Here is a 23,585-nt window from a genome sequence, read left to right on the forward strand (position 1 = left end):
AACCCCCTCGCGCAAAAGGCGCAAAACTGTTCGCGATGTCCTCGCACACCTGTTCGCGATGTCTCCGGTCCAAACACACCCCTGATGGAACGGTTTGGCTCTCCATCAACGCAGCCTGGCGCCCGCAGGCAAGATAAGTTCCCGACACCAGAAAGACCATGAAGACTGAATCCAGAATGTCATGACCGAGCAGGATTCCAGTCATTCCAGCGGTCAGGTAGGTGATGACTAGGGCGACAATCATGGTGGCGCCGAACCGCTCGATCGGATCGGCGCTGTTGCGCAGCACCAAAGCGGCGTTCCTGGCGGCGATCACGAAGATCGCCGCCAGCGTCAGCGCGCCCAGGAGCCCCGCTTGCACCAAGGCGGTCAGGAAGCCGTTGTGGAAATGATTGAACCCTGCGTCCAACCCGAACTGATCCTGAAAGCCCTGCTTGATCAAGAGATGGGTGGCACCCACCCCGTGTCCGAACAACGGCATCTCACGAAATGCCTTGAGGCCAATATCCCAAAGGGCAACGCGCGCTCCCAAGGCTGTCGTATGGTCACCGTGGGCCATCGCAACCCAGTCGGAGTGCAGAAATGCGATACGTCCTGCTATCGTCTGGAAGCCGAAAGCCGCGATCGGAACCGCAATCGCGGCCAGCAGCAAAAGCAGGCGAACGGCACTTTTCCCTCTCAGCCCTCGCTGGTTGATCAGCAGAACGGCGACGCCGGCGATCAGCAGCGCCAGCCAGACAATGCGTGTACCGGAATAGACGATGGCGATCGTTCCGCCGAGCGCGGCGCAGATGAGGGCGATCCTGTATCTCTCTATGCCGGACAGGGCAGCAGCCACGCAGGTCACCACTGCAAGGCACAGGACCTCGGCGAAAACGATCGCATTCCCGGCCCCGCCCTCTGCGCGTATACCAAGCTGATACTGCTGGTAGACCGCAAGCAGCAGCGCGCCAAAACAGGCCGCCATGCTGGCCAGCACAATGATGCGGACGAGCATTGTCTTTTGCGAAATGCTCCAGGTTGAATAGGAGATGGGGAAAAGCAGAAAGGTGATCAGCGGCACAAGATGCCGTGCGTCCCCGACGATCGCGTGGTTGACGATGGACGCCAGGACATTGCTTGCGCAATAGGCATAGATCGCGATCGTCAGCGCCATCATCGCCCGGTCGACATTGAAGCGCCTTCTCTTCAAGGCGATCAACAGGACGGACCACAGTCCGCCGCCATTGAACACGAAGCTGACCGCGGATCCCAGGATCGGCGGGAAAAAAAAGCAAAAAATGGAGAAGTAGATATTGATCCGCGAAGGCGTGAATTGCTGCCTTATGGATGAAAGCCGGTTCAATTTTCGGCCCCGCTGCTACTCCGGAGAAGTTTTATGCGCCACATACCTGTTGGTGAAATCGAATGTGCGCGCCTCGAAATTGCCCACCCTTGATGGCGCGTCTGACCCGGTCCCAAAAGAGCGTATAGCGGCTGGGCCGCTGTTTCGATAGTGCGTGCGCATCGATTGCCGCTGAAAGCCGGCGGTCGCGATCGGTCGACCCGGCTGCGGCGCGGGCGTGCGCCCATAGGCAATATTTTTCCTGCCTTTTCTCGGCTGGACGGCTTACAAGCAGAAATTTCCGGGTTTTGGGACAGGTGTGGAAAATTCATTCTCGAACCGACCGCTGCCGGACTGGTCTTGCATTGTTCTGGACAGCGACGATCTGCTAGAACGCCCGCACGAAACACTTTGCTCAGAGGCGAAGCTTGAATCGGGCGTAAAAGGCCCGATGATTTAAACCAGGGTCTCTGTCGCGAGGCACGAGAGAACGCTTACAGTCCATGACCATTGCGCTGACGCATTTGCAGCGGCTTGAAGCCGAGTCCATTCACATATTCCGCGAGGTTGCGGCGGCCTTCACCAAGCCGGTCATGCTTTACTCCGTCGGCAAGGATTCGTCGGTGCTGATGCATCTGGCGATGAAGGCGTTCTATCCGGCCAAGCCGCCCTTTCCCTTTCTTCACGTCGACACCACCTGGAAATTTCGCGAGATGATCGCATTTCGCGATCAGATGGCGCAGAAGCTGGGTTTCGACCTTCTGGTTCATGTCAACGAAGACGGTGTGCGCGACAACATCAATCCGTTCGATCATGGTTCGAACACCCACACCCATGTGATGAAGACCGTCGCGTTGCGCCAGGCGCTCGACAAATACGGCTTCGACGCCGCCTTTGGCGGCGCCCGCCGCGACGAGGAAAAGTCGCGCGCCAAGGAGCGCATCTTCTCTTTCCGCAATGCCCAGCATGTGTGGGACCCGAAGAACCAGCGGCCCGAGATGTGGAAGATTTTCAACACGCGTATCGCGCAAGGGGAATCGATCCGCGTCTTCCCCTTGTCGAACTGGACCGAGCTCGACATCTGGCAGTACATTCTGCAGGAAAACATCCCGATCGTGCCGCTCTATTTCGCCAAACAGCGGCCGGTCGTCGAGCGCGATGGCATGTTGATCCTCAAGGACGACGAGCGCATGAAGCTGCGCCCGGGCGAGGTCGTGGAGAACCGGCTGGTGCGCTTCCGCACACTTGGCTGCTATCCGCTGACGGGGGCCATCGAATCCGACGCCGACACGCTCGAGGCCATCGTCGGCGAGATGCTGACGGCACGCACCTCCGAACGGCAGGGTCGCCTGATCGACCGCGATGAAGCCGGCTCGATGGAAAAGAAGAAGCGCGAGGGGTATTTCTGACCATGCGCCACATCATGGCAAAGAGCCTCGCCCCCACGGACGGCGTCCGCGATTATCTGGCCGCGCAGGAGAAGAAGTCGCTGCTGCGCTTCCTGACCTGCGGTTCGGTGGATGACGGCAAGTCGACGTTGATCGGTCGCCTTTTGTCCGACACCAAGCAGATTTTCGAGGATCAGCTCGCCGCGCTCGAGCGCGATTCGCGCAAGCACGGCACAACGGGCGACGACATCGACTTCGCGCTGTTGGTCGACGGCCTGGAGGCCGAGCGCGAGCAAGGCATCACCATCGACGTCGCCTACCGCTTCTTCGCCACGCCGAAGCGCAAGTTCATCGTCGCCGACACCCCCGGCCACGAGCAATATACCCGCAACATGGCGACAGGCGCATCGACCGCCGATCTGGCGATCGTGCTGATCGATGCCAGGCAGGGCGTGCTGCGCCAGACAAGGCGCCACTCGATCATCGCGTCGCTGCTCGGCATCCGTCACATCGTGCTGGCGGTCAACAAGATCGATCTTGTCGATTTTGACCAGGCGGTCTTCGACAGAATCGTCGAGGACTACCGGCAGTTTTCACGCGACCTCGGTTTCCAGAGCGTCGCGCCGATCCCGATGTCGGCCCGCTACGGCGACAACGTCAGCGGCCGCTCCGAAAACACGCAATGGTATTCCGGCCCGACGCTGATCGAGCATCTCGAAACCGTCTCGGTAGACCAAGCCACGGCCGAACTGCCGTTCCGCTTTCCGGTTCAGTACGTCAATCGCCCCAATCTCGATTTTCGCGGTTTTGCCGGCACCATCGCGTCCGGAACGATCGCGCAAGGTGACGAGGTCGTCGTCGCCAAATCGGGCAAGTCCTCGCATGTCAAACGCATCGTCGCCTATGGCGGTGACCTCAAACAGGCGGTGGCCGGCCAGGCCGTAACGCTGGTCCTTGACGACGAGGTCGAGGTTTCCAGGGGCAACATGCTGGTTTCGCCGGCCGCCCGACCTCAGGTCGCGGACCAGTTCGCCGCCAACGTCGTCTGGTTCGACGAGCATGCGCTGCTGCCGGGCCGCTCCTATATCCTGCGCACCGAGACCGATCAGACCAGCGCCACCGTCACCGACTTGAAATACCGCATCAATGTCAACGACTTTGCCCATGAGGCGGCCAAGTCGCTTGAAATGAATGAAGTCGGCATCTGCAACATCTCGACGCGGGCGCCGATCGCCTTCGATCCGTTTGGCGAGAACCGTACCACTGGCGCCTTTATCCTGATCGATCGCATCAGCAACGCCACCGTTGGCGCCGGCATGATCGTACATTCGCTGCGCCGCGCCGAAAACATCCACTGGCAATCGCTCGATGTCGGCAAGCGTTTGCGCGCCGACATGAAGAACCAGCGTCCCGCCGTGTTCTGGTTCACGGGGCTTTCGGGTTCCGGCAAGTCGACGATCGCCAACCTGTTCGAGAAGAAGCTGTTCGCCACCGGCCGCCATACCTATATTCTCGATGGTGACAATGTTCGTCACGGTCTCAATCGCGATCTGGGATTTACGGACGCCGACCGCGTCGAGAACATTCGCCGCGTCGCCGAAGTGGCCAAGCTGATGGCAGACGCCGGGCTGGTGGTCATCGTCTCCTTCATTTCGCCGTTCAGCGCCGAGCGGCGCATGGCCAGGGAATTGATGGCCGATGGCGAGTTCATCGAGGTGTTTGTCGACACGCCTTTCGAGGAATGCGCCAGGCGTGATCCAAAGGGCCTCTATGCTCGCGCGCTGAATGGCGAGATCAAGAATTTCACCGGTGTCGATTCGCCTTACGAGGCGCCGGAGAAACCGGAAATCCATCTGAAGACGCTCGGCAGATCGGCCGAAGAGATGGTAGATGCCCTGGAACACTGGCTGAACGAGCGTGACATTGCCGAAGACCAATATGACAATGGCGGCGGCATCTGACGACGCCTCGATGCTTGAAGTCTTCGAGCGGCTGGCGCTAGCGGCTGGGCGCGAAGTGATGCGCGTGTTCCACGCCGGCTGCGCCGTCGACCGCAAATCGGACTCCTCGCCAGTGACCGAGGCTGATCGCGAGAGCGAGAAGATCATTCTCGCGGGCCTGCGTGCCGCGTTCCCCGACATTCCCTGCGTGGCCGAGGAGGAAGCGGCCGCCGGTGTCATGCCGGGCGAACTTGGCGAGGCCTTCTTCCTTGTTGATCCACTCGACGGTACCAAGGAATTCGTCAACCGACGCACCGATTTCACCGTCAACATCGCCCTTGTCCGTCATGGCGTACCGGAAATCGGCGTCGTCTTCGCGCCATGCCGCGGCCGCTTCTTTTCCGGTTTGCCGGGCAGGGCGGAATCGCTTGAAATCGATGGTGAGTACAGGATCGTTTCTCGCCGGCCGATTTCGGCGAGAAACGCCGTGACGCCGCTGGCCGTGGTTGCCAGCCGCTCACACAATACGCCCGAAACCGAAGCCTATATTCGCGACCTCGGTGCCGCCGAGATCGTCTCGGTCGGTTCGTCGCTGAAATTCTGCCTTCTCGCCAATGCCGAGGCCGATCTCTATCCACGCTTCGGTCGCACCATGGAATGGGATACCGCGGCGGGTGACGCGGTGCTGCGTGCCGCCGGGGGCACGACGCGCACGCTGGACGGCAAGCCCTTGGCCTATGGCAAACGCAATCAGGCCGATGACGCGGATTTCGCCAATCCGCATTTCATTGCCAGCGGCAGGATTGCAACCGGGGAGCGTATCGAAAGTTGAGGTGAAAACCTCTGGTCTATGGCCTATCCTGTATCGACGTTCCCTGAGTCGGTAATTGAATGTCCTTTTTTCAGAAATGCCATGCCGTCATTTTAGGCGGCTTTCCGGTTTGGACCAGCAATCGTGATGAAATAATCCTCAGGATGTTGCTGGGCCTCTACGCCCTCGCTCCCGCCCTTTTCGTCTTCGTCGAAATGTCTCCGACGGTCCTGGCGCTGGTCGGGGGACTCATGGGCGCCCTTACCCTTTTGACCAAGGGAGTACGCTTTGGCAGGGCAACGATAGGCCTCGTCTTCGCTCTCGCTCTCCTGTCCGGCTTTGTTCTGTCGAGCGCCTTGTGGTCCGTCGACGCGAGCCGCTCTCTTTCGGCGGCGAAGGATGTGTTTGGCTACGCGATCGCCGTCATACTGCTGGTCCACGGCATTCTCACGCTTCCGAGCGCTCAACGCGATCGGCTCGCGGGGGCCTCGCTGTTCGGCATGTTCATCGGCCTGGTGTCGGTGATGGGCTGGGAACTGTATTTTGCGTTCTTCACCGCGGATCCCCGATTTGTGGAAAATGTTTTCACCCTCCACAAGATCACGGTCTACGGAGCCTTTTTTGCCGTCATATTTCTTGCGCAGCCGAGGCTGGTCTGGAAAGGGCTTGCGGCTCTCTTTGCCGTCCTGACATTGCTCTACGGCCAATCGACCGGCGTCAATCTGGCGATTGTTGTCGTCGCGGTCATGTTTGTCATGCCCGCCAAATACCGCCACCACGCACTGGTCGGATTCTTCGCCGTCTATTTGTCTCTTGCCCTGATCGCCCCCTTCGTCATCTCGCCGCTGTTCGCCTACCTCAAAACAACGGCATGGCTGGCTTTCTATCCAGGCACGTTCGCCGCGCGCCTTGATCTTTGGCAGATGATCTCGCCCTCCATTGCGGACCAACCGCTTCTCGGCCATGGCGCCAATACGATGAGAAACGCGGTGGGGGTTGTCGTGAACCCCACATATTATGCGCAGGTGGACCTCCCAAGCGCCCACAACATCGTATTCGATTTGTGGTACGAACTGGGAGCGCTGGGCATCATCGTGTATGGGGTGCTGCTGGCGGCGATTATAAGAGTGATCCGCCCTCTGAGCGGATCCTGCCATTCCATTGCCAGCAATTGCCTGATTATCGCCGTCATCGAACTCTCGGTCGACCATCGGATCTGGCTGTCATGGGTGCTCGGCACCTTGGTCTTCACAGCGAGCATCTGCATGGTGCAGTGCCGCTCCGTTACCGGACCGGGGATCGGTCACCGGACCACGAGACGCACTGCGACCCTCGCGGAAAACGGCGCGCGCACGGCCGCCGCCCTATGCCGGTCCGGGAAACCCCGGCTGTCGGCGATTATTCGGCCGCGGCCTGCGCCGAGTTGGAGCCGATATAGTTGCGGATTGTCTCGATGATCCGGTCCTGGTCGGCTTCGCTGAGATAGGGATGCATCGGCAGGCACAGGATCCGCTTCGGCAGGTCTTCCGAGACGGCAAGACCGGTCGGCGTGCGCGGGTAGTCGCGATAGGCGATCTGCTCATGCAGCGGCTTGACGTAGTAGATGACGGACGGAATGCCCTTTTCGCTCAAATGCGCTTTGAGCCCGTCACGCTTCGGCGTCTCGATCGCGTATTGCGCCCAGGCAGAGCGGCTGCCATCCAGGTTGCGGGCCACGGTCACGATGTCGCCGAGGCCTTCAGCATAGCGCTGGGCTACCACTTGCCTCGCCACCATCTCTTCCTCGAGGATGGCGAGTTTCTCGATCAGGATTGCCGCCTGCAGCGTGTCGAGCCGTGAGTTGATGCCGACACGGACGTTGTCATATTGCGTTTCGCCCTTGCCGTGGAAGGCAAAGGATCTCAACTGGTCGGCGAGAGCGTCATCATTGGTGAACATCGCGCCGCCGTCGCCATAGCAGCCGAGCGGCTTGGCCGGATAGAAGCTGGTCGAGCCGACATGGCCGAACGCTCCGCACATCCTGCCTTCGAGCGAGCCACCCATCGACTGCGCGGCATCCTCGATCACCAACAGGCCTTCGCGATTGGCAATCGCCATGATCGCCTCATAGTCGGCGGCGAGGCCGAACAGGTCGACGGGAATGATCGCCTTCGGCTTCAGCCGGCCTTCTTTCTTGATCATCGCGATCGCCGCCTCGAGGCTGGCGATATCCACATTGTAGGTCTTCGGATCGACATCGACGAAGACTGGTTCGGCCTTGGCCAGAGCCACCACCTCCGCCGTGGCGGCGAAGGTGAAGCTCGGCACGAACACCGCGTCGCCTGGGCCGATGCCGGCCGCAAACAGCGGCAAAAGCAGCGCGTCAGTGCCGTTGGCGCAGGCAACCACATGCTTGACGCCGATATAGGCGGCGAGCTTTTTCTCGAACTCGCCGACCTGGGGGCCAAGGATGTAGCGGCCGTCCTCGACGACATGGTCGATCGCGGCTTTCAGCCGGTCGCGGATACGTTCGCGCTGCGCGCCAAGATCAATGAACTGCATGTCGGCCTCAATGCCTGCCAATAACCGGCCCGCTGGTATCAGACTTGGCGCGGCTGAAAAAGCCGGCCGCGGACCGGGCGCATAGTGCAAGTGTCGCAGCCCGTTACCGTGCTTTGCCGGCGAATTGCCCCAAAAAGCCGGGAAACCGGGCTTGGCGGTACAATACAAGCCTCTTTTATCGCGGTTTTCCAGCGCATGGAAACATAAAGTGATCGCGCCGGAGGGCCGATCAGCCGATCTCGTGCCGCCAGGGGGGATTGGCGCCGGCTCGTGACACCGTCACCGCCGCCGCCTTGGCGCCGAGCGCCAATGCTTTGCGGATAGCGTCTTCCGACAGGCTGGAAATAGCCGTCTTCGTCAGCAGGCCTTGCTCATGCAGGGAGGCAAGGATGCCGGCGTTGAAGGTGTCTCCGGCGCCGACGGTGTCGACCACCTTCACTGTCTCCGGCATGACGGTGACCCGGTGCTGCTTGCTGTAGCCAACGGCACCCTCGCTGCCATGCGTGACGACGATCAGTTTCGGGCCACGGTCGAGCCAATTGCGCACGACATCCTCGTGCGATCCGGCCTCGTCGAACCAGTTGAGGTCTTCGTCCGACAATTTCACGATGTCGGCCATGGCCATCATCTCCCTGATGCGCCTGAGGTGCTTGGCCTTGTCGGGGATGAAGTTCGGCCGGATGTTGGGATCGAGCATCATCACGCGAGCCTCGTGCTCACGCCGCATGAATTCCTCATAGGCCGATCCCGCCGGCTCCGAGATCAGGCTGATGGCGCCGAAAAGCATCGCCTCGATCTCGCCGCCCAGTTGCGGCAGGTCCTCGATGGTCAGCATGCGACCGGCCGTGTTCTCGTCATAGAAGGTGTAGGTCGCCTGGCCGTTGTTCAGTCGCACGAAGGCCAGCGTCGTCGGCCGGGGCGAGGTGTGCGCGTAGGTCGAACTGACCTTGCTCGCCCCCAGCGCATCGCGGAACTGGCCGCCGAACAGGTCCGACGACAGGCCCGAGAAGAAGCCGGCCGGCGCGCCGAGGCGGCCGAGCGCGATCGCGCTGTTGAAGACAGCGCCGCCGACATAAGGAGCGAAGGCCGGCTCATCCTGCGTGGTGGTGCGCGGCAGCATGTCGATCAGAGCTTCGCCGCAGCAGAGGATCATGGCTTCCTGGTCTCCGGCGGATAGATCACGCCCTTGCGGATGATGATGTTGGCGTAAAGCCGCGGCTCGCTTGTCGCGACGATGGCATGCGCCGATTTGACCCGTGCATAGAAGTCGGCGCCGGCCAGTGCAACCACCTTGCGTCCTGGCGCGCGTTTGGCGCAGATCGCCTCCATTTCACGATGGACAGGGTCGGCAAGCGACGGATCGCCTTTCACCGAGGCGCGAAACAGCGCCTCCGGCACGACATCGTCGACCGGAAGCAGCGTCAGTATCGCGTCGAGTACGGGAATGAGGGCATGGCCGTCGGTCCGGATGAGGCGTCTTGCCTGCTCCTGCGCCGGATAGTTCCCGTCGACCAGGGCAATCTCGTCGCCATGGCCCATGGCCCGCAAAGTCGCCAGAAGCTCCGGACCAAGCAGCGCCGGGATGCCGATCAGCATTCAGGCGCTCCTAGAGATCGTCGTCGAACCGATCAGGAAGCGTTCGGAAAGCGGCAGGCTTGCGCCGCCGAGTGCCCGCGCATGGATGCCCACGCTCCCCTCGCGAACGGCCGGAAGTTTCAAGCCTTCGCCGTCGATCGCGTCGATTGCCGTCACGACCGCCTCGACCAGCCTTTGGCGTACGGCCTTCGGCATCCAGCCGTCGATGACCGCGGCCTCGAAATCGATGACCGAGGACGCCGCGACGATGGCGTAGGCGAGCGCCTGCGAGGCGCTGGCGATCCACGCGTCGAGTTCGGCGCCGATCTCTCCCCAATCCTCGGGTGAGGTCCACAGATAGGAAGCCTCGACGCCACGCGCGTTGAGCGCCTTTTCCAGCATGGCGATCGAGGCCACGTCGATCAACTGGGTCGGTTTTCCATCCGGCCCGGGCACGGGCATGGAGCCGAGCGCGCCGGCATTGCCGGTCGGCCCGCCGAAGAGCCGGCCATTGAGCACGATGCCGCCGCCGGCAAAGGCGCCGATGTAGAAATAGACGAAGTCACGCGCCGCGCCCGTCTGGCCGAAGACCAGTTCGGCGCCGCAGGCGGAGGTGGCATCGTTCTGCAGATAGACCGGAAAATCGCACTGCGCCTGGATATCGGCCCTGATGTCGCGATGGCGCCATTCGTCCATGACCTCGCGCGGCGCGCCGGCGGTGTCGGCCCAGTTCCAGAGTTCGAACGGCATGGCGATGCCAAGTCCGGCAATGCGCTTGTCCTGCGCCGGTGTCAGCGCGTCGCGCATCGTCTTCATGCCTGCCGTGACGAAGTCGACGGTCTCGCGCGGGGCAGGGTAGCGGTAGGAGTGCTGCAGCATCGAGCGCACATTGCCGAGAAAGTCGATCAGCACGAGTTCGGCGCTGCGGCGGCCGATCTTAAGGCCGATGAAGAAGGCGCCTTCGGGATTGAGCGCCATGGGGATCGAGGGCTGGCCGATCTTGCCGCGCAACGGCGGCTGGCGCACGAGCAGGCTTTCTTCCTCCAGTTCGCGCATGATGACGGACACCGTCTGCGCCGAAAGTCCGGTCATGCGGGCGATGTCGGACTTTGCCAGACTGCCATGCTGGCGCACCAGCGAAAGCACCAGGCGCTCATTGTGGTCGCGCATGCCGCTCTGGTTGGTGCCGCGGTGAATAAGGCTCTCATTCGCTTCGGGCGAACCATGCCTCGCAGTGGCGGTCTCCACCCTGTTCCTCCCGTCGTTTCCCCTCAATGCTTTTGGGCCAGAATGAGTGAAGGGCGCAAGGCTGTCAATAATAAATAAGAGTGATTTAATTATTGACAGGACGCTTTGTCTGGTGTTTTTTGATCGGGCATCCGCGCTGGGAGAAGTCGCCTGGATGCCGTGCGGGTGCCGGTTGGCCGGCATTCGAGAGTGTTCCACTGGGAGGAAATCGTGACCAATACAAAACTGTTGAAGTCCACCGTTTTCGCGGCGGCCGCGCTGGGTCTGATGGCGTTCGCTTCGTCCGCGTCCGCCGCCGGCGTCGGCGCCTGCCTGATCACCAAGACCGACACCAATCCCTTCTTCGTCAAGATGAAGGAGGGTGCGACCGCCAAGGCCAAGGAACTTGGCGTCGATCTCAAGACCTATGCTGGCAAGATCGACGGTGACAGCGAGAGCCAGGTCGCCGCGATCGAAAGCTGCATCGCCGACGGTGCGAAGGGCATTCTGATCACCGCGTCCGACACCAAGGGCATCGTGCCGACGGTGAAGAAGGCGCGCGACGCTGGCCTGCTGGTGATTGCGCTCGACACGCCGCTCGATCCGATCGATGCCGCCGACGCGACCTTCGCCACCGACAATCTGGAGGCCGGCAAGCTGATCGGCGCCTGGGCCGCCGCCACGCTGGGCGACAAGGCCAAGGATGCCAAGATCGGCTTCCTCGACCTGACCCCCTCGCAGCCGACGGTCGACGTGTTGCGCGACCAGGGCTTCATGATGGGCTACGGCATCGACGTGAAGGACCCCAACAAGATCGGCGATGAGACCGATCCGCGCATCGTCGGCCACGACGTGACGAACGGCAACGAGGAAGGCGGCCGCAAGGCGATGGAAAACCTTCTGCAGAAGGACAACACCATCAACGTCATCCACACCATCAACGAGCCGGCCGCGGTCGGCGCCTATCAGGCGCTCAAGGCCGTCGGCCTTGAAAAGCAGGTGCTGATCGTCTCGGTCGACGGCGGTTGCCCCGGCGTGAAGTCGGTCGCCGAAGGCGTCATCGGCGCCACCTCGCAGCAATATCCGCTGCAGATGGCCGCGCTCGGCATCGAGGCGATCGCCGCTTTCGCCAAGGACGGCACCAAGCCGAAGCCGACTGAGGGTAAGAACTTCTTCGACACCGGCGTCAACCTCGTCACCGACAAGCCGGCCACGGGCGTCAAGTCCATCGACACCAAGGAAGGCCTCGCCAAGTGCTGGGGCTGATGCTGGCCTGACCGGCAACGAAGAAACCTGGACGGTCGGGGCTTGATCCCCGACCGCTTCGGGTGGACGATAGGTCGCGTGACCGCGAACAATCCCGGCGACAGACCGGAAAGGCGTGGACGGGCGTCGGCGACTGGCTGACACCCTACGGGGAGGAAACATGTCTCAAGCTCAGGAATTCGAGAAGGTTCTCTCGAGCAGCGACACAAGCGTTGCCGCTTTCGACGAGCACAAATCGGCAGTCAGGCGCATCCAGCACTTCCTGCATTCGACGCCGGCGGCGGTGCCGCTGATCGTGCTGGTTTTGTCGATCATCATTTTCGGCGTCACCATCGGCGGACGTTTCTTCTCGTCCTACACGCTGACGCTGATCCTGCAGCAGATCGCCATTGTCGGTATTCTGGGGGCCGCGCAGACGCTGGTCATCCTGACCGCCGGCATCGATCTGTCGATCGGCGTCATCATGGTGATTTCAGCCGTGATCATGGGCAATTGTGCCGTCAGCTATGGCCTGCCGAGCGTGCTCGCCGTCGCCATCGGTCTTGCGGCCGGTGCCGCCTGCGGACTGCTCAACGGGGTGCTGGTCGCCTACATGAAGCTGCCGCCCTTCATCGTGACGCTTGGCACCTGGAACATCGTCATGGCCACGAACTTCATCTATTCGGCCAATGAGACGATCCGCGACACGGACGTCGACATCCAGGCGCCATTGCTGCATCTGTTCGCCCTGAGCTTCAAGGTCGGCACCGCGGTGCTGACGGCTGGCGTGATCGCCATGGTCGCCCTGGTTCTGCTCCTCTGGTATGTGCTCAATCACACGGCATGGGGCCGCCATGTCTACGCCGTCGGCGACGACCAGGAGGCCGCCAAGCTGTCCGGCATCCAGACCAAGAAGGTGCTGATGACGGTCTACACCCTCGCCGGGCTGATCGCCGCTTTCGCGGCCTGGGTCTCCATCGGCCGCAACGGTTCGATCTCTCCGTCGGCCGCCGTCACCGACTACAATCTGCAGGCGATCACCGCGACGGTGATCGGCGGTATTTCTCTCTTCGGCGGGCGAGGCTCGATCCTGGGCACGCTGTTTGGCGCCATGATCGTCGGCGTCGTCTCCATGGGCCTCAACATGCTGGGCGCCGATCCGCAATGGAAAGTGCTGCTCACCGGTGTCTTGATCATCGGCGCCGTGGCGGTCGATCAATGGATCAGAAAGGTTTCGGCATAGTCATGACCCAGGAACCCATCCTCACCGCGCGCGGCCTGGTCAAGCGCTATGGCCGTGTCACCGCCCTCGATAATGCCGACTTCGACCTCTATCCCGGCGAGATCCTTGCCGTCATCGGCGACAATGGCGCCGGCAAGTCATCGCTCATCAAGGCGATTTCCGGCGCTGTCGTGCCCGACGAAGGTGAAATCCGGCTTGAAGGCAAAACCGTTGCCTTCAAGTCGCCGATGGAAGCCCGCGAAGCCGGCATCGAAACCGTCTACCAGAACCTGGCGCTGTCACCGGCACTGTCCATCGCCGACAACATGTTCCTTGGCCGCGAGATCCGCAAACCGGGTTTCCTTGGCCAGTGGTTCCGCATGCTCGACCGCCCGGCAATGGAAAAGCGGGCTCGTGACAAGCTCACCGAACTTGGTCTGATGACCATCCAGAACATCGGCCAGGCGGTGGAGACGCTCTCGGGTGGCCAGCGCCAAGGCGTGGCGGTGGCGCGCGCGGCCGCTTTCGGCTCGAAAATGGTGATCATGGACGAGCCGACGGCCGCACTTGGCGTCAAGGAGAGCCGCCGCGTGCTCGAATTGATCCTCGACGTGAAGAAACGCGGCCTGCCGATCGTGCTCATCTCGCACAACATGCCGCATGTCTTCGAGGTGGCCGACCGCATCCACATTCATCGCCTCGGCCGTCGCCTCGCCGTCATCGACCCCAAGCAATATACGATGTCCGATGCCGTTGCGTTCATGACAGGGGCAAAAGCGCCCCCGGAAGCCGCATTGGCGGCCTGAAACGCCGACGTGCCGCGGGGTAAGCAGACAGGGGTCTCCTCTAAATCGATTGAAAACATGCTGCAATGCACTAGGATGGGCTGGGCGAAACGGTGAAAGCCGGTATGATCAGGTCAAACGAACGAGAGGCGATATGACATCCGCCATGACGATCGAAGCCCCCGCTCTCGACAACCCCGACCCCAAGACGCTCGCCGAGGAAGTCTTGATGTCGCTCAAATACAGGGTCGGCAAGGACACCACCGTCGCGACCCAATACGACTGGCTGACCGCCTCGATCAAGGTCGTGCGCGACCGCGTGGTCGACCATTGGATGCAGGCGACCAAGGAAGCCTACGACCAGCAGGAAAAGCGCGTCTATTACCTCTCGCTCGAATTCCTGATCGGGCGTCTGATGCGCGATGCCTTTTCCAATCTCGGCCTGATGGAGAACATGCGTGAGGCACTGTCCTCGCTCGGTGTCGATCTCGACCTGATCGCGGCGCTGGAGCCCGATGCCGCGCTCGGCAATGGCGGCCTCGGCCGGCTCGCCGCCTGCTTCATGGAAAGCATGGCGACGGTCGACATCCCCGCCCACGGCTACGGCATCCGCTACGCCAACGGCATGTTCCGGCAGGAAATCCACGATGGCTGGCAGGTCGAGCTGCCCGAGACCTGGCTCGACCACGGCAATCCCTGGGAGTTCGAGCGGCGTGAGCGCTCCTTCGAGGTCGGCTTCGGAGGTTCGGTCGAATCGATCACCTCCAGGGATGGCCGCCTCGAACGCCATGTCTGGAAGCCGAGGGAGCATGTGCTTGCGGTCGCCTATGACACGCCCGTGGCTGGCTGGCGGGCCAAGCGCGTCAACACGCTGCGCCTGTGGTCCGGCATGCCGATCGATCCGATCCGGCTCGACAAGTTCAACGCCGGCGACCACATCGGTGCGCTGGCCGAAAGCAACAAGGCCGATGCGCTGTCGCGGGTGCTCTATCCAGCCGATTCCCACATGGCCGGACAGGAACTCAGGCTCAGGCAAGAATATTTCTTCTCCACCGCCTCGCTGCAGGACATCGTCCAGCGGCATCTGAGCCAATATGGTGATCTCAAGTCGCTGCCCGACAAGGCGGCGATCCATCTCAACGACACCCATCCGGCGATCGCCGTGCCCGAACTGATGCGGCTTCTGATGGACGTCCACGGCATGGATTTCGATCTCGCCTGGGATATCACCAAACGCACCTTCGGCTACACCAACCACACGTTGCTGCCCGAAGCACTGGAAAGCTGGCCGGTGCCGCTGTTCGAGCGGCTGCTGCCGCGTCATATGCAGATCGTCTACGCCATCAACGCGCAGGTGCTGCTCGAAGCCCGCGCCACCGATCAGTTCTCGGACGAGCAGATCAGCCGTATCTCGCTGATCCAGGAGAATGGCGACCGCCGGGTGCGCATGGGCAATCTGGCCTTTGTCGGTTCGCATTCGATCAACGGCGTGTCGGCGCTGCATACCGAGTTGATGAAGGAGACGGTCTTCGCCGATCTGCACCGGCTCTACCCCGACCGCATCAACAACAAGACCAACGGCATCACGCCGCGGCGCTGGCTTATCCAGTGCAATCCCGGCCTCACCGGGCTTGCCCGCGAGGCGATCGGCGATCGCTTCATGGATAACATCGAGGCGATCAAGGGGCTCGATCCCTTGGCCGACGACGCGGCCTTCCGCGAAAAATTCGCCGCCGTGAAGCGCCAGAACAAGGTGAGGCTTGCCAACCTGGTCGCCGACCGCCTCGGCCTCAAGCTCGATCCTTCGGCGCTCTTCGACATCCAAGTCAAGCGTATCCATGAATACAAGCGCCAGCTCCTCAACATCCTCGAGGCGATCGCGCTCTATGACCAGATCCGTTCGCATCCCGAGCGCGACTGGATGCCGCGTGTGAAATTCTTCGGCGGCAAGGCAGCGCCTAGCTACCACAACGCCAAGCTGATCATCAAACTGGCCAACGACGTCGCCAGGGTGATCAACAGTGACCCTTCGGTGCGCGGCCTGCTGAAGGTCGTGTTCGTACCGAACTACAATGTCAGTCTGGCCGAGGTGCTGATGCCGGCCGCCGATCTCTCGGAGCAGATCTCGACCGCCGGCATGGAAGCCTCCGGCACCGGCAACATGAAGTTCGCGCTGAACGGCGCGCTGACCATCGGCACCCTCGATGGTGCCAATGTCGAGATCAAGGAGCATGTCGGCGACGACAACATCTTCATCTTCGGCCTCACCACCGAAGAAGTCGCCGATCGACGCAACAATGGCTACAATCCGCGCGGCGTCATCGAGGCATCCCCCGAACTGGCGCAGGCGGTCGCGGCCGTTTCATCGGGCGTCTTCTCGCCCGATGATCCCAATCGCTATCGCGACCTGATCAACGGCCTCTACGACAGCGACTGGTTCATGGTCGCGGCGGATTTCGACGCCTATGCCGCCTGCCAGCGCGACGTCGATGCGGTCTGGCGCAACAGCCCGGACTGGTACGCGCGCGCCATCCGCAACGTCGCGCGCGTCGGCTGGTTCTCCTCCGATCGCACGATCCGCCAATACGCGAAAGAAATCTGGAACGTGCCCGTCTGATATGATTGCATGAGACCACGAGCAATGTGGCTCGAAACAAAAGACTGAAGGCATGATCCCGGAAACTGGACTTCGGTTTTCGGAAAAGATTATGCTCAAACAAGGAGATAGAGCCCCATCCCGATCCCGTCGGGATGGAACCGGCTCTAGGTGCCCGGGGAGGGCGACCGCCTGATGAGGAAGCCGCGCGCGACCGCTGCGACAAGCGGGCCGGACGGACTGGCGCCAGCCAGCGATGTCGAGGCGATTGTCGCCGGTACGCACGGAGATTCGTTCGCGGTCCTTGGTGTCCACGAGATTGGCAAGAGCCTCTTTGCCCGGTGCTTCGTTCCGCACGCCGAATCCGTCACCGCCTATACGCTGACGGGCATTGAGGCCGGTGCGTTGTCGCGGCGCGACGATGCCGGGTTCTTCGAGGGCAAGCTGTCGATCAAGAAGCGCCAGCCGCTACGTTACCACGCGCGCAATGAAGGCGGCGACTGGTGGCTGACCGATCCCTATTCGTTCGGCCCGGTGCTCGGGCCGATGGACGATTATTACATCGCCGAGGGTTCGCATCTCAGGCTGTTCGACAAGCTCGGCGCGCATGTCATCGAGCATGAGGGCGCCACCGGCGTGCATTTCGCCGTCTGGGCTCCCAATGCCAGGCGCGTCTCGGTGGTCGGCGATTTCAACGACTGGGACGGCCGCCGGCATTCGATGCGCGAGCGTCGCGATACCGGCATCTGGGAGCTGTTCATTCCCGACATCGGCGCCGGCCGGCCCTACAAATACGAGATCATCGGTCCCGATGGGGTAAGATTGCCGCTGAAGGCCGATCCGTTCGCGTTCAAATCGGAACTGCGCCCGGCCACGGCCTCGGTCGTTGCCGTGCCGCCGGCGCACGAGTGGGGCGATGAGGCGCATCGCAATTTCTGGCGCAACGCCGACCCCCGGCGCGAAGCCATCTCGATTTACGAGGTCCATGCCGGTTCCTGGCAGCTTCGTGACGACGGCACCTTCCTGTCATGGGATGAACTGGCCGAGCGGCTGATCCCCTATGTGGTCGAGACCGGTTTCACCCACATCGAATTCCTGCCGATCTCCGAACATCCCTACGATCCGTCCTGGGGATACCAGACCACCGGCCTCTACGCGCCTTCGGCCCGCTTCGGCGATCCGGACGGATTTGCCCGTTTCGTCGACGGCGCCCACCGTGCCGGCATCGGCGTCATCCTCGACTGGGTGCCGGCGCATTTTCCGGTCGACGAGCACGGCCTGGTCCATTTCGACGGCACCGCGCTCTATGAGCATGCCGATCCGCGCAAGGGCTTCCATCCCGACTGGAACACCGCGATCTACAATTTCGGCCGCCGCGAGGTGGTGTCGTTCCTCGTCAACAACGCGCTGTTCTGGGCCGAAAAATACCATGTCGACGGTCTTCGCGTCGACGCGGTCGCCTCGATGCTCTACCTCGATTATTCGCGCAAGCAGGGCGAATGGATCCCCAACGAGAAGGGTGGCCGCGAGAACCTCGAAGCGGTCGGCTTCCTGCAGAAGATGAACAAGGAGGTCTACGGCCACCATCCCGGTGTCATGACCATCGCCGAGGAATCGACCTCATGGCCGAAGGTTTCGGCGCCGGTCCATGAGGGCGGGCTGGGCTTCGGCTTCAAATGGAACATGGGCTTCATGCACGACACGCTGGAGTACTTTTCCAAGGAGCCGATTTTCCGCAAGCACCACCACAACGAGCTGACCTTCGGCCTGACCTACGCCTTCTCGGAAAATTTCGTGCTGCCGCTCTCGCATGACGAGGTCGTGCACGGCAAAGGCACGCTGCTGGGCAAGATGGCCGGCGACGATTGGCAGAAATTCGCGACCTTGCGTGCCTATTACGGCTTCATGTGGGGTTATCCCGGCAAGAAGCTTTTGTTCATGGGCCAGGAATTCGCGCAGCGCCGCGAATGGAGCGAGGCGCGCGCGCTTGATTGGAACCTGCTCGATTTCCGGCCGCATCGCGGCGTCTGGCAGACGGTGCGTGATCTCAACTATCTCTACCGCTCGCGCCCGGCCCTGCATGGCCGCGACTGCGAGCCGGAAGGGTTCTCCTGGCTGATCGTCGACGACAGCCAGAATTCGGTGTTCGCTTGGGTGCGCAACGCTCCCGGCGGCAATCCGGTCGCCGTCATCTCCAATTTCACGCCGGTGCCGCGCGACAATTATCGCGTGCCGCTGCCGAAGGCCGGCAAGTGGCGCGAGATCATCAACACCGACGCTTCCGAATATGGCGGCTCCGGCATGGGCAACGGCGGCACGGTCGAGGCAAGGGCGGAGGGCAAGAGCATCTCGGCAACGATGCTTCTGCCGCCGCTGTCGACGATCATGCTCGAGTTCGTTGCCGATTGAGCGTCGGCCGGGACATGGCGAGACTGAGTAACTTGGGAGGGTATACATGGCAGACTTGAAAAGAACCCAGCCGCTGGCCCGCGACGCCATGGCCTATGTGCTGGCCGGCGGGCGCGGGAGCCGCCTCAAGGAATTGACCGACCGGCGCGCCAAGCCGGCGGTCTATTTCGGCGGCAAGACGCGTATCATCGATTTCGCGCTCTCCAATGCCTTGAACTCCGGCATCCGCCGCCTCGGCGTCGCCACGCAGTACAAGGCGCATTCGCTGATCCGCCACCTGCAGCGCGGCTGGAACTTCCTGCGGCCCGAACGAAACGAGAGCTTCGACATCCTGCCGGCCAGCCAGCGCGTCTCGGAAACGCAATGGTATGAAGGCACGGCCGACGCCGTCTACCAGAACATCGACATTATCGAGGCCTATGGCCCCGAATACATGGTGATCCTGGCCGGTGACCACATCTACAAGATGGATTACGAGCTGATGCTGCGCCAGCATGTCGATGCCGGCGCCGACGTCACGGTCGGCTGCCTCGAAGTGCCGCGCATGGAGGCAGTCGGCTTCGGCGTCATGCATGTCGATGCCAAGGACAACATCATCGCCTTCGTCGAAAAACCCGCCGATCCGCCCGGCATTCCGGGCAATCCGGAATTCGCCTTGGCCTCGATGGGAATCTACGTCTTCAAGACCAAGTTCCTGATGGAGCAGCTGCGCCGCGACGCCGCCGAACCGGGCTCCAGCCGCGACTTCGGCAAGGACATCATCCCCTATATCGTCACGCACGGTAAGGCGATCGCGCACCGCTTCACCAAGTCCTGCGTGCGCTCGACCGCCGAGAACGAGGCCTATTGGCGCGATGTGGGAACGGTCGACGCCTATTGGGAGGCCAATATCGATCTGACCGACGTGACGCCGGAGCTCGATCTCTACGATCGCGACTGGCCGATCTGGACTTATGCGGAATTGAAGCCGCCGGCGAAGTTCGTCCATGACGAGGATGGCAGGCGCGGTTCCGCCATCTCGTCGCTCGTCTCGGGCGACTGCATCGTCTCCGGCGCCTCGCTGAAGAAAAGCCTGATCTTCACCGGCGCGCGCATCAATTCCTATTCGACGCTGGAAGAAGTCGTCATGCTGCCCGACGTTCATGTCGGCCGGAACGCAAAGTTGAAGCGCGTCGTCATCGACCATGGTGTTAGGATACCGGAGGGGCTGGTGGTCGGAGAGGATCCCGCGCTCGACGCCAAACGCTTCCGCGTTTCGGAAAAAGGCATCTGCCTGGTCACCCAGGACATGATCGACAAGCTGAAATTGTAGCGGAGTGGGGGTGTAGCGGATGCAGGTTCTGTCGGTCACGCCAGAGATTTTCCCGCTGATCAAGACCGGTGGGCTCGCCGACGTGACGGGGGCGCTGCCGATCGCGCTGGCCGCCAAGGGCGTCACCATGCGCACGCTCATCCCTGGCTTTCCGACCGTCATGGGCGCCTTCAAGAACATGGGCGCCTTCAAGAAAAAGAAGGCTGTCTATCAGAACCCCTCGCTGCAAGGTGGCAAGGCCTCGGTCCATGCTGTCCAGATCGCCGGGCTGGATCTGTTCGTGCTCGACGCGCCGCATCTGTTCGATCGTCCCGGCGGCCCCTATGGCAATGCCTCGGGCGCGGACTGGCCGGACAATTGGCGGCGCTTCGCGGCGCTGAGCCAGGCCGGCGCCGATATCGCCGGCGGCGCCATTTCGGGCTACCTGCCTGATATCGTGCACGCCCATGACTGGCAGTCGGCGATGACGCTGGCCTATATGCGCTACGGCGAGGCGGTCGGCACGCCGTCGATGATGACCGTCCACAATCTCGCCTTTCAGGGCCAGTTCGGCGCCGGCATCTTCGGCGAGCTCGGCCTGCCGGCGGCGGCGATGGCGCTTGACGGCGTCGAATATTATGGCGGTGTCGGCTTCCTCAAGGCCGGCCTGCAGGCCGCCTGGGCGATCACCACGGTGAGCCCGACCTATGCGCAGGAGATCCGCTCGCCGGAATTCGGCATGGGCCTCGACGGCCTCATCAATATGCGCTCGAGCGATCTCCATGGCATCGTCAACGGCATCGACACCGCCATTTGGGATCCGGCGACCGACAAGCATCTGGTATCGACCTATACGGTCGAAACGTTGAAGGGCCGCGCGCCCAACAGGGCCGCCGTCGAGGACCGTTTCGGCCTCGACCGTGACGACAGCCCGATCGTCTGTGTCATCAGCCGGCTGACCTGGCAGAAGGGCATGGACATATTGGCGACAGTGGTCGACGGCATCGTCGCGACAGGCGCCAGGCTGGCCATCCTGGGCTCGGGTGACGCCGGCCTCGAAGGCGCGCTTCTGGCTGCGGCCGCGCGCCACCGTGGCCGCATCGGCGTCGTCGTCGGCTATGATGAAGGGCTGTCGCACATCATGCAGGGCGGCTGCGACGCCATCGTCATCCCCTCGCGCTTCGAGCCCTGCGGGCTGACGCAGCTTTACGGCCTGCGCTATGGCTGCGTGCCGGTCGTCGCCCGCACCGGCGGCCTCGCCGACACCATCATCGACGCCAACGAAGCAGCGATCGCCGCCGGCGTGGCGACCGGCTTCCAGTTTACTCCCAACAATGGCGGCGCGCTGCTGCACGCCATCCGCCGCCTGACCGACGCCCATGCTAGTCCCGCAACCTTCGAGACCATCCAGCGCCAGGGCATGAAGACCGATGTGTCGTGGGATCGAAGCGCCGAAAAATACGTCGAACTCTATCGCCTGCTGCTTTCGAAAAGGGTTGCCTGAAGCATGATACGCACCGTCCCCACCAAGCCCTATTCCGACCAGAAGCCCGGCACGTCGGGGCTGCGCAAGAAGGTGCCAGTGTTCCAGCAGGAGCACTATGCCGAGAACTTCATCCAGTCGATCTTCGACGCGCTCGACGGATTTGCCGGCAAGACCCTGGTGATCGGCGGCGACGGCCGCTTCTACAACCGCGAGGTCATCCAGAAGGCCATCGCCATGGCCGCCGCCAACGGTTTCGGCAAGGTGATGGTCGGGCAGGGCGGCATCCTGTCGACGCCGGCTGCCTCGCACGTCATCCGCAAATACAAGACCTTCGGCGGCATCATCCTGTCGGCCAGCCACAATCCCGGCGGGCCGCATGAGGATTTCGGCATCAAGTACAATGCCGGCAATGGCGGCCCGGCGCCGGAAAAGCTGACCGACGCGATCTTCGAGAAGACCAAGGTGATTTCGAGCTTCAAGATCGCCGACATCGATTCGATCGACATCGATACGGTCGGCACCGTCAAGGCCGGCGGCATGACCGTCGAGATCATCGATCCGGTCACCGATTATGCCGAACTGATGGAAAGCCTGTTCGATTTCGACGCGCTGCGCAAACTGTTCAAGTCGGGTTTCCGCATGCGCTTCGACGCCATGCATGCGGTAACCGGACCCTACGCCAAGGATATACTGGAAAACCGGCTCGGCGCCCCGAACGGCACTTGCCGCAATTTCAAGCCGCTGCCCGATTTCGGCGGCCATCACCCCGATCCCAACCTGGTCCATGCCAAGCACCTCTATGACGAGATGATGGGACCGGATGCACCGGATTTCGGCGCTGCGTCCGACGGCGACGGCGACCGCAATCTGATCATCGGCAAGGGTATTTTCGTCACCCCGTCGGATTCGGTGGCCATGCTCGCCGCCAATGCCCGCCTGGCGCCGGGCTACAAGGACGGGTTGAAGGGCATTGCCCGCTCGATGCCGACCAGCGGCGCGGCCGACCGCGTCGCCCACAAGCTCGGTATCGGCATTTACGAGACGCCGACCGGCTGGAAGTTCTTCGGCAATCTGCTTGACGCCGGCATGGCGACGATCTGCGGCGAGGAAAGTGCCGGCACCGGTTCCAACCACGTCCGCGAAAAGGACGGCCTATGGGCGGTGCTCCTGTGGCTCAACATCCTGGCGGCGCGCGGCGAAAGCTGCAAGCAGATCGTCACCGAACACTGGGCGGCCTATGGGCGCAATTATTATTCGCGGCACGACTACGAGGAGGTCGAGAGCGACCGCGCCAATGCGCTGGTCGACGAACTCAGGGCCAAGCTCGGTTCGCTGCCCGGGACCAGTGTGCGCGGCCTGAAGATCGCCAATGCCGACGATTTTGCCTATCACGACCCGGTCGACGGCTCGACCAGCGAGCACCAGGGCATAAGGGTGCTGTTCGAAGGCGGCTCGCGCGTCGTCTTCCGCCTCTCGGGCACCGGCACCTCGGGCGCGACCCTGCGCGTCTATATCGAGCGCTACGAACCGGACAAGGCGAGGCACGACCTCGACACGCAGGTGGCGCTCGCCGACCTGATTTCAGCGGCCGATGACATCGCCGGGATTAAGAGTCATACCGGCCGCGACAAACCAAGCGTGATTACTTGAGGGTGGCGCGGCGCCTCTTTCCTTCTCCCCTTTGTTTGGACCGGAGACATCGCGAACAGGTGTGCGAGGACATCGCGAACAGTTTTGCGCCTTTT

The 23,585-nt window shown here is 62.2% G+C and carries 17 protein-coding genes; 12 read left to right on the plus strand and 5 right to left on the minus strand.

The window, feature by feature from the left end; all coding sequences use genetic code 11:
• The coding region (locus FJ948_RS29620; protein ID WP_140710773.1) for an O-antigen ligase at window positions 1–1,345 on the minus strand (1,345 nt) is incomplete at its 3' end.
• A 482-nt stretch (window positions 1,346–1,827) separates the two neighbouring features.
• On the opposite strand from FJ948_RS29620, the gene cysD reads away from it, so the two are divergent.
• From cysD to FJ948_RS29640, 4 genes are read left to right on the plus strand one after another with little or no spacing between them, the layout of a single operon-like run.
• Window positions 1,828–2,733 carry a sulfate adenylyltransferase subunit CysD gene (gene cysD, locus FJ948_RS29625; RefSeq protein ID WP_140710775.1) on the plus strand — a complete coding sequence of 302 codons (906 nt, stop codon included), beginning with the start codon at window positions 1,828–1,830 and terminating at the stop codon, window positions 2,731–2,733.
• 2 nt (window positions 2,734–2,735) lie between these two features.
• Complete coding sequence (gene cysN / locus FJ948_RS29630; RefSeq protein ID WP_181173879.1) at window positions 2,736–4,673, plus strand: sulfate adenylyltransferase subunit CysN; 1,938 nt, start codon at window positions 2,736–2,738, stop codon at window positions 4,671–4,673.
• A 10-nt stretch (window positions 4,674–4,683) separates the two neighbouring features.
• The gene (gene cysQ, locus FJ948_RS29635) at window positions 4,684–5,484 is read left to right on the plus strand and encodes a 3'(2'),5'-bisphosphate nucleotidase CysQ (protein WP_181173881.1); all 801 of its coding nucleotides are present in this window, start codon (window positions 4,684–4,686) and stop codon (window positions 5,482–5,484) included.
• 59 nt (window positions 5,485–5,543) lie between these two features.
• Window positions 5,544–6,920: an O-antigen ligase family protein gene (locus tag FJ948_RS29640; protein ID WP_140710780.1), complete on the plus strand. Its 1,377-nt coding sequence runs from the start codon at window positions 5,544–5,546 to the stop codon at window positions 6,918–6,920.
• On the opposite strand, the gene FJ948_RS29645 is transcribed toward FJ948_RS29640, so the two are convergent.
• The 4 genes from FJ948_RS29645 to FJ948_RS29660 form a co-directional block, all read right to left on the minus strand.
• Window positions 6,862–8,004 (minus strand): DegT/DnrJ/EryC1/StrS aminotransferase family protein, encoded by a 1,143-nt coding sequence (locus FJ948_RS29645; RefSeq protein WP_140710782.1) that lies wholly within the window; start codon window positions 8,002–8,004, stop codon window positions 6,862–6,864. The two genes, FJ948_RS29640 and FJ948_RS29645, sit on opposite strands and share 59 nt — an antisense overlap.
• A 229-nt stretch (window positions 8,005–8,233) precedes the next feature.
• A complete protein-coding gene (locus FJ948_RS29650) occupies window positions 8,234–9,157 on the minus strand; it encodes a carbohydrate kinase (RefSeq protein WP_140710784.1) in 924 nt (307 codons plus the stop codon).
• Complete coding sequence (locus tag FJ948_RS29655) at window positions 9,154–9,600, minus strand: RbsD/FucU domain-containing protein (protein WP_140710786.1); 447 nt, start codon at window positions 9,598–9,600, stop codon at window positions 9,154–9,156. Before FJ948_RS29655 ends, FJ948_RS29650 begins: the two co-directional genes overlap by 4 nt.
• On the minus strand, window positions 9,601–10,827 hold the full coding sequence (locus tag FJ948_RS29660; protein WP_140710788.1) for an ROK family transcriptional regulator: 1,227 nt from the start codon (window positions 10,825–10,827) through the stop codon (window positions 9,601–9,603).
• Window positions 10,828–11,055: 228 nt separating this feature from the next.
• Here FJ948_RS29660 and FJ948_RS29665 point away from each other — a divergent pair, with 228 nt between their 5' ends.
• The 8 genes from FJ948_RS29665 to FJ948_RS29700 all read left to right on the plus strand — a co-directional run bounded on the left by FJ948_RS29665 (window position 11,056) and on the right by FJ948_RS29700 (window position 23,490).
• The gene (locus tag FJ948_RS29665; protein WP_181173882.1) at window positions 11,056–12,072 is read left to right on the plus strand and encodes a sugar ABC transporter substrate-binding protein; all 1,017 of its coding nucleotides are present in this window, start codon (window positions 11,056–11,058) and stop codon (window positions 12,070–12,072) included.
• Between the two features lie 160 nt (window positions 12,073–12,232).
• Window positions 12,233–13,294, plus strand: coding sequence for an ABC transporter permease (locus tag FJ948_RS29670; RefSeq protein WP_140710792.1), 1,062 nt, complete (start codon window positions 12,233–12,235; stop codon window positions 13,292–13,294).
• A gap of 2 nt (window positions 13,295–13,296) precedes the next feature.
• On the plus strand, window positions 13,297–14,079 hold the full coding sequence (locus tag FJ948_RS29675; RefSeq protein ID WP_181173880.1) for an ATP-binding cassette domain-containing protein: 783 nt from the start codon (window positions 13,297–13,299) through the stop codon (window positions 14,077–14,079).
• Between the two features lie 133 nt (window positions 14,080–14,212).
• Window positions 14,213–16,675, plus strand: a complete 2,463-nt coding sequence (locus FJ948_RS29680) for a glycogen/starch/alpha-glucan phosphorylase (RefSeq protein WP_140710794.1) — start codon at window positions 14,213–14,215, stop codon at window positions 16,673–16,675.
• Window positions 16,676–16,849: 174 nt separating this feature from the next.
• Window positions 16,850–19,063, plus strand: a complete 2,214-nt coding sequence (gene glgB / locus FJ948_RS29685; protein ID WP_140710795.1) for a 1,4-alpha-glucan branching protein GlgB — start codon at window positions 16,850–16,852, stop codon at window positions 19,061–19,063.
• A gap of 46 nt (window positions 19,064–19,109) precedes the next feature.
• Window positions 19,110–20,375 carry a glucose-1-phosphate adenylyltransferase gene (gene glgC, locus FJ948_RS29690; protein WP_140710797.1) on the plus strand — a complete coding sequence of 422 codons (1,266 nt, stop codon included), beginning with the start codon at window positions 19,110–19,112 and terminating at the stop codon, window positions 20,373–20,375.
• A 19-nt stretch (window positions 20,376–20,394) separates the two neighbouring features.
• The gene (gene glgA, locus FJ948_RS29695) at window positions 20,395–21,858 is read left to right on the plus strand and encodes a glycogen synthase GlgA (protein WP_140710799.1); all 1,464 of its coding nucleotides are present in this window, start codon (window positions 20,395–20,397) and stop codon (window positions 21,856–21,858) included.
• A gap of 3 nt (window positions 21,859–21,861) precedes the next feature.
• Window positions 21,862–23,490, plus strand: a complete 1,629-nt coding sequence (locus FJ948_RS29700) for an alpha-D-glucose phosphate-specific phosphoglucomutase (RefSeq protein ID WP_140710801.1) — start codon at window positions 21,862–21,864, stop codon at window positions 23,488–23,490.
• Window positions 23,491–23,585 lie beyond the last annotated feature (95 nt).

Source organism: Mesorhizobium sp. B2-3-12 (assembly GCF_006442205.1).
Lineage (GTDB): Bacteria > Pseudomonadota > Alphaproteobacteria > Rhizobiales > Rhizobiaceae > Mesorhizobium.